The organism is Pseudomonas sp. LF020 (genome assembly GCF_053456425.1).
The window spans coordinates 1-11,426 of the sequence record NZ_JBRFIX010000021.1; the positions used below are offsets into that span (position 1 = coordinate 1).

The 11,426-nt window shown below is 61.9% G+C and carries 8 protein-coding genes; 2 read left to right on the forward strand and 6 right to left on the reverse strand.

What is annotated here, in order from left to right:
- Positions 1–169 precede the first annotated feature (169 nt).
- Positions 170–688: a DUF3617 domain-containing protein gene (locus ACU680_RS27185; protein ID WP_007960849.1), complete on the reverse strand. Its 519-nt coding sequence runs from the start codon at positions 686–688 to the stop codon at positions 170–172.
- 131 nt (positions 689–819) lie between these two features.
- Between ACU680_RS27185 and cls the strand changes: the two genes are divergently transcribed.
- Positions 820–2,259 carry a cardiolipin synthase gene (cls, locus tag ACU680_RS27190; RefSeq protein ID WP_448181054.1) on the forward strand — a complete coding sequence of 480 codons (1,440 nt, stop codon included), beginning with the start codon at positions 820–822 and terminating at the stop codon, positions 2,257–2,259.
- A gap of 40 nt (positions 2,260–2,299) precedes the next feature.
- Here the strand turns inward: cls and cfaB are convergent, their stop codons facing one another.
- From cfaB to hflK (ACU680_RS27215), 5 genes are all read right to left on the reverse strand, one after another.
- Positions 2,300–3,487 (reverse strand): C17 cyclopropane fatty acid synthase CfaB, encoded by a 1,188-nt coding sequence (cfaB, locus tag ACU680_RS27195; protein WP_448181055.1) that lies wholly within the window; start codon positions 3,485–3,487, stop codon positions 2,300–2,302.
- Positions 3,488–3,671: 184 nt separating this feature from the next.
- The gene (locus tag ACU680_RS27200) at positions 3,672–5,573 is read right to left on the reverse strand and encodes a heavy metal translocating P-type ATPase (RefSeq protein ID WP_448181056.1); all 1,902 of its coding nucleotides are present in this window, start codon (positions 5,571–5,573) and stop codon (positions 3,672–3,674) included.
- Entirely contained in the window at positions 5,570–6,631 is a 1,062-nt protein-coding gene (gene hflK, locus ACU680_RS27205) for a protease modulator HflK (protein ID WP_448181057.1), read from the reverse strand. The genes ACU680_RS27200 and hflK (ACU680_RS27205) overlap by 4 nt, the downstream gene beginning before the upstream one ends.
- Complete coding sequence (gene hflC / locus ACU680_RS27210) at positions 6,628–7,674, reverse strand: protease modulator HflC (RefSeq protein WP_448181058.1); 1,047 nt, start codon at positions 7,672–7,674, stop codon at positions 6,628–6,630. Before hflC ends, hflK (ACU680_RS27205) begins: the two co-directional genes overlap by 4 nt.
- Positions 7,671–9,632 (reverse strand): protease modulator HflK, encoded by a 1,962-nt coding sequence (hflK, locus tag ACU680_RS27215; RefSeq protein ID WP_448181059.1) that lies wholly within the window; start codon positions 9,630–9,632, stop codon positions 7,671–7,673. Before hflK (ACU680_RS27215) ends, hflC begins: the two co-directional genes overlap by 4 nt.
- Before the next feature lie 210 nt (positions 9,633–9,842).
- On the opposite strand from hflK (ACU680_RS27215), the gene lpdA reads away from it, so the two are divergent.
- Positions 9,843–11,243, forward strand: a complete 1,401-nt coding sequence (gene lpdA, locus ACU680_RS27220) for a dihydrolipoyl dehydrogenase (protein WP_448181060.1) — start codon at positions 9,843–9,845, stop codon at positions 11,241–11,243.
- Positions 11,244–11,426 lie beyond the last annotated feature (183 nt).

An 11,426-nucleotide genomic window follows, 5' to 3' on the forward strand; every position in this document is an offset into this window, starting at 1 on the left:
AACACAGGCATTGGTAGCTCTTGCTCGCAAGCTCTGCCGAGTGGCATTCGCCCTGATGAAGAATCAGGGCGAATACCGATCAGTTTGAGATTCTAGGGTTGCTGAGCAACATAGAATCTCCCACAGGAATCACCTTGTCCCTGTGGGAGCGAGCCTGCTCGCGAAGCTTTTAAGCTCTCGGCTTCACAGTGCCGCAATCCTGACCCAACCACACCGCGCGAGTTTCCAGACTGCCCTTCTGGTTGATCCCGATGGCGTTGAACGTGCCGTTGGCCACGGTGGTGAACTCACGATCACTGAGGAATGTCGCGACACCGGTGCCTTGTGCTTTCGGGCAGCTGAAGCGGAATTTCCACTGGTTGCCGGTGCGCTCGGTGATCTGCTGTTTGCAGCCCGACTGCGGATCGGCCAGCGGAATATCGTTGGTCGCCACTTGCTGCGGCGTCAGGCAGGCACGGATGCCCTTGCCGCCGATGTTGATCCCGTTCTTTTCCAGCGCCGCACGCTGTTGTGGGGTCATCTGGCCCTGCAGCTGGCCGAGGATCGATTGCACATCCATGGGCTGGTCATCGACCTTGACGTTGCTCGAGGTCATTTCCCATAGCCCCGGCTGCAGCATTTGCGCCTGCGCAACCAGCGGCATTGCCAAACCCAGGCCCAGCGCCAAACCCAGCAGACGAACGTTCATCGAAAAACTCCTGATCAGTAGTGGCCGTTAGACGTCGGCCGATTGCTTCGGTTCATGCACCAATTAAATAGCGACATTCGCCTCGGAACATGGTCTGTTACGCATTGAGTCTTCAGGAGCAAGGCTGCCCCATGGATTATTTTGGACCGCACATTTTCGGTTATCTGATCGCCCTGATACATAGCCTCGGCTTGATCGCCGCCATCCACGCGGTGCTGACCGTACGCACCGCCCAAGGCTCGATCGCCTGGGCATTGTCGCTTATTTTCATTCCCTACCTGACGCTCATCCCTTATCTGGTATTCGGCCGCAGCACCTTCGACGGCTACATCAAGGCACGCCGTCAGGCCAACGAACAGATGCGCCAGGCGATCTCCGAGCTGAACTGGCGCCCGTGGGTCGAAGAGGCCCTCACCGCCCGCGCCTCGAAGGCCTACGCCTCGCTGCGCGCCATGCCCAAACTGGGGCGCATGCCGTGCCTGGCAAACAACGAAGTACAGCTGCTGGTGAATGGCCACGCGACCTTCGAGGCGATTTTCCGTGCCATCGATCAAGCGCGCGAAGCCGTACTGGTGCAGTTTTTCATCATTCATGACGACCGCCTCGGGCAGCGCCTGCGCGACCTGTTGCTGAAAAAAGCCGCCGAAGGCGTGGCGATCCATCTGCTCTACGACCGGATCGGCAGCCACGCCCTGCCCCATAGCTTCGTGCAGGCGTTGCGCGACGGCGGTGTCGAGGTCAAAGCCTTCGCCACGCGCAGCGGCTGGCTCAATCGCTTCCAGGTGAATTTCCGCAACCACCGCAAAATCGTCGTGGTCGATGGCGTGCTCGGCTTTGTCGGTGGGCACAACGTCGGCGATGAGTACATGGGCGAGAAGCCGCCGCTGGCGCCCTGGCGCGATACCCACGTGCAAGTGCGCGGGCCGGTGGTGGCCTGCATGCAGGAGTCGTTTGCCGAGGACTGGTTCTGGGCCGCACGGACTTTGCCGCCGCTGATCCTGCCAGACGTTTACCCGGAGGACGGCGTGCTCTGCCAGTTGCTGGCAAGCGGCCCCGCCGACGCTTACGAAACCTGCTCGCTGTTCTTCGTCGAAGCGATCCACGCAGCGACCGAGCGCGTGTGGATCACCAGCCCGTACTTCATTCCCGATGAAGCCGTATTCGCCGCGTTGCGTCTGGCGGTTCTGCGTGGCGTCGACGTGCGTCTGCTGCTGCCATCGCGCCCCGATCACCGCATCGTCTACGCCGCGTCCAGCCTGTATGCCTTCGAAGCGGTGCGCGCCGGCGTGCGGGTGTTCCGCTACGAATCGGGTTTCCTGCATCAGAAAGTGGTGTTGATCGACAGCGAAATCAGCGCCATTGGTAGCGCCAATCTGGACAACCGGTCGTTCCGGCTGAATTTCGAAGTGATGCTGCTGACCGTCGACAGCGACTTTGCCGCCAGCGTGGAACAGATGCTCAACGCCGACTTCGAGCAAGCTTACGAAGTCGCCAAAGAGGAAAGCCGGGAGATCCACCGCCTGCAACAGCTCGGCATGCGGATCGCCCGGCTGATTTCCCCGATTCTCTGAACGGCGCCTCTCCCCACAGCGGGAGAGAGGCGTTCAGGCATTACGGGAGATAGATGTCGTCCCGCGTCCAAGGCAACTCATGGCTGCCATCGGCGTGCGCTTTCACTGCCAGAATCTGGTGCAGATTGATCCAGCCCCGCGCGAAGGCGTAAGCACATCCGGCCAGATACAGGCGCCAGATGCGCAGCGCCTGCTCAGGCACCATTTTCGCCGCAGCTTCGAGGTTGTCTTCCAGCCGCTCGCTCCAGTGGTCCAGCGTGCGCGCGTAATGCAGACGCAGGCTTTCGACGTCGACAATTTCCAGGCCTGCTTCACTGATCTCGGCCGAGATCATTGCCAGATGCGGCAGCTCGCCATTGGGGAATACATATTTCTCGATGAAATCCCCAGCGCCACGCCCGACCGGGCGACCATCGGTGTGTTTGGCGGTGATGCCATGGTTCATCACCAGACCGCCCTCTTTCACCGCACCAAACAGGACTTTGCAATATTCGGCGAGGTTGGCGTGGCCGACGTGTTCGAACATGCCAACGCTGACTACCTTGTCGAAGCGCCCGTCCTGCGGCAGATCGCGGTAGTCGAGCAGTTGCAGTTCGACCTGGTCTTCCAGGCCCTCGGCTTTGACGCGCTCGCGGGCCAGTGCCAGTTGTTCCTTGCTCAGGGTGATGCCGAACACCTTGGCGCCAAACTCCCGCGCCGCAAAACGCGCCAGCCCACCCCAACCGCAGCCGACATCCAGCAGGTAGTCGCCGGGCTGCAGACGCAGCTTGCGACACAGGTGCCGAAACTTGGCCTGTTGCGCTTGTTCCAGGGTTTCACTGCCGGTTTCAAAATAGGCGCAGGAATACGCCATGTCGCTGTCCAGCCACAGCTGGTAGAACTCGTTGGACAGGTCGTAGTGATAAGAAATGGCTTTGGCGTCGGTTTCCTTGTCGTGCACCGCTCGCACAGGCTGGGCGCCTTCATCTTCGTCGAGCAAGGCACTGCTCAATTCATCGCAAACCCGGATGACTTCGCTGATCGAGCCCTCCAGTTCGAGCTTGCCTTCGACGAACGCCGCCCCCAGCGCGTCAAGGCTTGGATGGGTGAACTGGGTGACCATCGTCGGGTCCTTGACCACGATGGTTACGCTGGGCGCCGGGCCCAGATTGAACTCATGGCCATCCCAGAGTCGCAGGCGAAGTGGAAGCTGCAAATTCTGCAAGGCCGGTGGAAGTTGCGCGAGCATGGAAAATCCCCCTTGTTTCAGACGTCAGATCTGAGGGTAGACCATCCTTGAAAAATAGCAGGCTATCGATTTGATAGTCCGCCCCTATAAGCCGCGATGGCCCAAGGGCGGCAGTGCGCCCCCGGGCAAGAGCACCTTCAGAGATGACTGCTTTGCGCCTCGACAGTTCGCAAAATTGCGAGAGCTAGTCCTGAAGCTTCAGCAACGGTTCCTGAAACCGCAGCAAGCGCCCGGCGTTGCCCAACACCAGTAATGTACTGAGATTGTGCAGCAACGCTGCGATCATCGCTCCGGCAGCGCCGAGCCAGCCGAAGGCGGCGAAGACGACAATCGCCAGCGTCCAGCCCAGACCGATGATCACGTTGACCTGCAAGGTCTTGCGGCACTGGCGGCTCAGGCGCACACAGGTGCCGAGGCGGCGCAGGTCACTGCCGATCAGGACGATATCCGCCGAAGCCAGGGCAATGTCGGCACCGCCTGCGCCCATCGCCACACCCACCACACCGGCCTTGAGCGCCAGCGAATCATTGATGCCGTCACCCACCACCATTGGCCGGAATCCACTGGCGATTTCCTTGAGCACGCGGTTGAGTTTGTCCTCGGGCAACGCCTGGGCTTCGACCTCTTGCAGCCCCACTTCGCGGGCCAGCGTCTGCGCGACACTCTGGCGGTCGCCGGTCAGCAGCAACTGACGGCCCAGGCCCAGTTCACGCAATTCAGCGAGGGCAAAGCGCGCTTCCGGTTTGACGCTGTCGGCCAGCAACAGCCAGGCGACAAATTCGCCGTTCAGTGCCAATCCGGCAATCGGCCCGTCGTGCTCGGGAATAGCCGTGGCAACGATGCCCAGTTGCGCGAACAGTTCGGGACGGCCCAGTGCCGCCTCGCCCTGCGCGGTCATGGCGACCACCCCGAGACCCTGACGCTCGTGAATGTCCGTCAGCGGCAGGCTCTGCTCTTGACTGACTAACCCCGCCAGCGCGCGGCTGACCGGATGGCTGCTGGCCGCGCCGAGACTGGCAGCCAGTGCCATCACCGCAGATGCTTCCAGACGCGGACTGTTGATCGATTGCAAACGCAAGGTGCCGTAAGTCAGCGTGCCGGTTTTGTCGACCACCAGTGAAGTGAGATCTGCCAACTCCTCAAGAAACGCCGAACTGCGGATCAGAATGCCGTGGCGCGCCGCGACCGCCACTCCGGCAATTGCCGTGGCCGGTGCCGACAGCACCAAGGCGCAGGGACATGCCGCCACCAGCACCGCGAGCATCGCCTGCGCATCATGGGTGACAAACCAGGTCACTGCCGCCAACAGCAACACCAGCACCATGTAGCTGCCGGCATAACGTTCAAGCAAACGGGTGATGGGTGGCTTCGAGCGCTCAGCGTTCTGCATCAGTGCGATGACTTTACCCAGCGTCGACTGATCGCCGGTGCGGGTCACCTCAATGCGAAGCAAGCCGTCGAGGTTGATCGCGCCGCCGAACACCGTCATGCCCACTGCCGTTTCCACCGGCACCGACTCGCCGGTGATCGATGCCGTATCGAGGCTGGCCTGGCCGAACAGCACTCGGCCATCCGCTGGCACCCGATCGCCGGCGCGCACCTCTACCGTGTCGCCGGGTTTGAGCGTGCCGTTATCGACTTCGATGATCGAACCGTCCGCCTGAATCTTGCGCGCGTGGCTGCGGGTCAACTGGCCGAGGGCGTGGATCGCTTCCTGCGAACCGATCACGCTGCGCTCTTCCAGCACGTGGCCGAAAATCATGATGATCGGCAGCAGCGCGGCCGTCAGCAGATCCCCGGTCGCCCAGGCACCGAGCATCGCCAGCGCAATCAGTTGATCGGTGATGCCGTGCAGGCTCGGATAACGCAGGCTGTACCACGCCGAACGCATCACCGGCACCGCCACCAATAAAGAGGCGAAACCCAACAGCAACTGACTGACACCGGTTTGCTCCGGTACCAGCCAGCGCCAGATCAGGCCAAGGCCGAGCAAGCCGAGGGCAAGCATCGCCAGGGTCAATTGCCGTGCAGCGCGGCGTTGTTCGGCCGAGGACAGCAGGCTCGGTGCGGCAGTGGTCGCAGTCATTTACTGGCTCCCTGAATGATCAGGCGGGAATCGTCCTTCGGATCGACCGTGGTTACGGAACCGGCCTGGCCGAGGATCTTCGGCATGCGTTCGCGGTACAGACGCAGGAGCATCTGCGGGTCGGTGCCCTGTTGCTGCGCCTTGGCCAGGCTCATTACCGTGGCGGTGTCGGCAGAGGCTTTGGCCAAGCGTTCGCCTGCCTGTGCGTGGGCCACTTGCAGCGTGCGGTCGGCTTGTTCGTTGGCGGTCTGGGTGAGTTTTTCCGCCTCGGTGCGTGCATTGGCGACGGCTTTGTCGGCCTGCTGACTGGCGGTCAATACCGCATTGAAGGCGCTGACCGCAGGGTCCGGCAGACTCGACTGCACGTCGACCCGCGCCACCTCTATGCCGATGCCCTGCCCACTCGCCTTCAGTTCAGCCAGACGCTTGTTGATGCCTTGCACCAGATCACCGCGCAGGCGTTCGCGACGCTCGGCTGCCTGATTGTCGGCGCCGATCAACTCGGGCCGCGCGACCAGAATCGTGTCCAGATCCCGGGCAGCAGTCAAAGCCACGGCGCTGCGGGTGACCAGCCGATCCAGTGCCGGCAGCACATGATCACCCTGCAGGACGAAGTCATAGGGATCGGTGACTTTGTAAAACACCCGCACATCCAGTTGCACCACGCCGGCGTCGCCGGTCAGCAAATAGCCGGAACCGGCCAACGCATCGCTCAGCGGAGTGGCGAAGGTTGCCACACGATCAGCCTTGATCGCCTCACTGCTGCGCAGCAGGTTTTCCACTCGACGCTCAATCACCCGATCCGCTGCCGGCAGCAAAACCACCTGCTCGAACGGCTGCGGCCAAGCCAGCAACAGCCCGGCATTCTGGATGCGTTGCAGTGCGCCAAAGTGCAGAACCACGGCGCGATTTTGTGGATCGATCTGCCGCACATTGGAAAACGCCCACGCCAACGCGGCCAACACCGTGACCGCGTACAAGGCAAAAAACGCCAGGCGTCCGGCTTGAATCCACGGACTGCTCAGCGAATGTGTTCCACGTGGAACTTCATCACTCATGGCTGCGATCCAGATTTGTTTTCGACATTCGGCGGGCCGTCCACCAGTACCCGAAACGGCGCAGCGTCGGTGCGCAGAATCAGCTTGGTATCCGGCGTAACGATAGTGCCCAAGGTGTCCAGCGAGCGCAGCAGGTTGTACAACTGCGGCGACCCAGCGTAGGCACGCCCATAAATTTGCGCCGCTTCGACTCGGGATTGCGCTTCGATTTCTGCTGCTTTAACTGTCGCGTCCGCCTGAACAATTCGCGCATCGCGCTCGGCAGCAGAACGAATCTGCGCGGCTTCCCGCTTGCCGATGGCGGTGCTTTCGGTGGCGATTGTTTCACGCTCGGCGCGCATCCGGTCGACCGTGGCCGTGAGTGTGACCGAAGGCAAGGTCAGGCGTTCAACACCCACCTGCACCACGCGCACACCGTAAGTGGCAAGCAGTTGCTGATCGATCTGCTGACGCAGTTGCGCTTCGAAATCGGCGATACGCACTTTGCTGGCATCGGTATTCACCAGATCCGCCAAATCAAAACTGCTGGCGGTGGTTTCCAGCGCCGAGCCGACAAAGGTGCGAATCTGCCGCGCCGCTTCGTCCGGCTGATTCTGCACCGCACGCATGAAACGTTGCACGTTGTCCGGGTCGCCCTGCACCTGCCACGCCACGTAGGCCTGAACGATGATGCGCAAACCGTCGCGAGTGCCGACATCCTGCAAACCACTGGAGGTGGTGCGCAGGCGCAGATCCACCGGGATCGCCGCTTCGAACGGCGCCGGCCAGCGCCAGCTCAAACCCGGCTCAAGCAGCACCCGCGACGGATTGCCGAAACGGGTGATAACCGTGGCCTCGCCCGAACGCACTTGCACCAGGCTCGCCGCCGCGATGGCGAACGCCACCAGCAACAGCGCCCAGCTCATCCGCCGCCACGGGAGCGGCCCCGCCTCTTCCGGCGCACCGTGGTGATGGTGATGATGCCCATGATGATGGTGGTGCCCGGCATGGCCGTGATCGTGGCCATTGTGGTCATGCGAATCGTGAGTGTGCGACTGGCTCAAGGGGCAACTCCTGGTTGAGCGGTGGTGCGCGCAGGCGTCGGATCAGCCGGCAGCGTGAACGTACGCAGATCGATGGTCGGCGCATTGCTGCTGCCGCCTAAACGGTGGTCGAGTACCAACATTCTGGCCTTGCTCAGACCGAGGCTGAGCTGGCTAAGGTATTGCTCCAGCACGAATGCCTGACCCGCGCTGGCGTAAGCTTTTTGTTCAGCACTGAACTTCAGGTCTGCCGCCTGCGCCGCCGCATTGATTTCACGAGCGCTGGCACTGGCCTGATCGCGGGCCAGGCTCGCCTGCAATTGCGCCTGATTACTGGCTTCGGCCGCAGCGCCGCGCTCACGGGAGATCAACGCCTGCGCGCCGATCTGTGCTGCTTGCACGCTGTGATAAGCATTGGCGGCACCGGCTGGCGGGTGAATCGCTTCGACCACGGTGGCGAGAATCTCCACGCCGCTGTTGAGCTTCTGCAGATCGCCTTGCACCGCACGACCGATTTCTTCGCCCAGCCCTACCCGGTCAGCACCGAGCAAACCGTCGAGGGTGCGCGAGGCAAAATCGTGCACCAGAATCCGGCTGGCGGTGCTGCGGATTAACGTCGGTACATCGGCGTTGTTGTAGGTCGCCGCCAAGGCGTCCTGATCCCGCAGGCCGATGCGATAGACGAAGCGCACGTCCATGTTGACGATCTGAAAGCTCTGCTGATCGCCACGGCTGCTGGCGATCACCTGGGATTTGTCGTTGACGTGGCTGGCATCCCACAAACGGTTGGCGGTCATTGGTGCCGGGCCTTCGGCGGGGTCGGCCTGTGTCGGCGCAGGCGCATCGCCGACGCTGGTCGCCAACTCGTGCACCACGCCATTCTCGACGCTGAGCACCCGACCCAGCGGCCAAGGCAAACCGGCGTGCAATCCGGGGCCGAATATTTGCATAGGTTTGCCGAAACGTTCGTAAATGCCGCGCCCTTGCAGCGGGATTTCGTGGATACCGGTCAGCAACCAGCCGACGGCAACCACCAGCGCCAGCACCGGCAGAAAGGCGCGACGCATATAGCTGAACGCCCAAATCTGGCGCAGATCGATGCCGAAGCGGTTGTGCAATTCGTGCTGCAAGGCGAGCAGCGGTTGCGGCGGCCAACGCAGCATGTCGGCGACAAAACTGCGTGCCAGCAGAGTCGGTTCCAACTGTTCACGACGCGGGCCAAATACAGAAAGAACAGCACGCAATAGCAACTCAATCGCGACCAATCCCGGCAAGATTCCGATCAACACCGCAAGGCGCACTGGCCACACGGAAGCCTCGCTGGCAAATAACAGACATAGCGCGCCCACTACCAGACTGATGATTGCAACGCGTGTCAGTTGCGCGAGCGAGCCGGCCTCCGGCCACTGCGCCGGATTCTCCTGAGCCAATTGCCGCTCCAGCACCAGCAAGCCAAAACCCAACAGCAACATCAGCGCGGCGCCCACCGTGGCCGACAGCCCCACCGCAGCGGGCGGTAACGCCAGATTCCAGACCTGTTCGATGCCGATCATCACCAGCACCGACCACCCGCCCAGCCACAGCGTGGCCGCGCCGATCTGCCCCAGCAGATGCAAACTGCGCTGACTCAGACGCTCCAGCAGCCGCTCGTACCAGCCGTCAGCTGGCGTTGGCTCGACTTCGCTCAACGGCTCATGGGCGAGCGGATGCATGACCCGCGCACGCCATTGCGTCACCCACCATGCCGATTGCAGGCCGGCAACCAGCACCAGCAACGCCGCACCGAGATTCACCAGCAATGCCGGCCATATCGATTGCGCGGCAAACAACCCGACAAACATCGCCAGCACCCACCCTGCCCCGGCCAATGCGCCGAGACCAATGGCCAGGCGGCGCAATCGTCGCCCCTGCGCGGCCGCTTGTTGAAAGCGCGGCAACCCGGTCACTTGCGTGCCATCGACATCCAGATCGACTTGCATATCACCCCAACACCTTTGATTCATCGGCTTATTCGTTACGATATAACGAAAGCCGTGAAATATTCGTACACAAATACGCTTATCTAAAGATGCGCAACCTGTCGCTTGCCTGAAGCCTTGACCGAAATGTCCGGAAACGCACATATTACGTTCGTAATTTTATCGACCAACTACTTTTAGCGATCCGCATCCCCAACGAGGAGCAACAGCATGAGCAACTACGACGTGGTCATTCTGGGCGGCGGCCCCGGTGGTTATAACGCGGCGATCCGCGCCGGCCAGCTGGGCCTGAAGGCAGCCTGCGTGGAAGGCCGCGCCACCCTCGGCGGCACCTGCCTGAACGTCGGTTGCATGCCGTCCAAGGCCCTGCTGCATGCCTCCGAGCTGTACGACGCGGCCATGGGTGCGGAATTCGCCAACCTCGGCATCGAGGTCAAACCCACGCTCAACCTCGCGCAAATGATGAAACAGAAAGACGAAAGCGTGAGCGGCCTGACCAAAGGCATCGAGTTTCTGTTTCGCAAGAACAAGGTTGACTGGATCAAGGGCTGGGGCCACATCGACGGCCCGGGCAAAGTCTCGGTGACCGACGATCAAGGCAACAAAACCGAGCTGAGCGCCAAGGACATCATCATCGCTACTGGCTCCGAACCCACGCCCCTGCCCGGCGTCGAGATCGACAACCAGCGCATCCTCGACTCCACCGGCGCGTTGTCGCTGAGTGAAGTGCCCAAGCATCTGGTGGTGATCGGGGCCGGGGTGATCGGCCTGGAGCTGGGCTCAGTCTGGCGCCGCCTCGGTGCCCAGGTGACCGTGGTCGAATACCTCGACCGCATCTGCCCGGGTGTTGATGGCGAGGCCGGCAAAACCTTGCAACGCTCGCTGAGCAAGCAAGGCATCAGCTTCAAGCTAAGTTCCAAAGTTACCAGCGCCACGAGTTCGGCCAATGGCGTGCAGCTCAGCGTCGAACCCGCCGCCGGTGGCAACGCTGAATTGCTCGAAGCCGACTACGTGCTGGTCGCCATCGGCCGGCGTCCGTACACCAAAGGCCTGGGCCTGGAGAATGTCGGCCTGAGCACCGACCAGCGCGGCATGCTTGCCAACCGCCAGCACCGCACCGAGGCGCCGGGCGTGTGGGTGATCGGTGACGTAACCTCCGGCCCGATGCTCGCACACAAGGCCGAAGACGAAGCGATGGCCTGCGTGGAACAGATCATCGGCAAGGCCGGCGAGGTCAACTACGAGCTGATTCCCAACGTCATCTACACCCGGCCCGAGCTGGCCAGCGTCGGCAAGACCGAAGAGCAGCTCAAGGCCGAAGGCCGCGCCTACAAGGTCGGCAAATTCCCCTTCACCGCCAACAGCCGGGCGAAGATCAACCATGAAACCGAAGGCTTTGCCAAAGTCCTTGCCGATGAACGCACGGATGAAGTGCTCGGCGTGCACCTGGTCGGTCCGAGCGTCAGCGAAATGATCGGTGAATACTGCGTGGCCATGGAGTTCAGCGCCTCAGCCGAAGACATTGCGCTGACCTGCCATCCGCACCCGACCCGCTCCGAGGCGCTGCGTCAGGCGGCCATGAATGTCGAGGGGATGGCGACGCAGATGTGACAGTCGACCGGCAACCTCTTCGCGAGCAAGCTCGCTCCCACATTCGATCGCATTCCAATGTGGGAGATTCTATGTTGCTCAGCAACCCTAGAATCTCAAACTGATCGGTATTCGCCCTGATTCTTCATCAGGGTGAATGCCACTCGGCAGAGCTTGCGAGCAAGAGCTACCAATGCCTGTGTT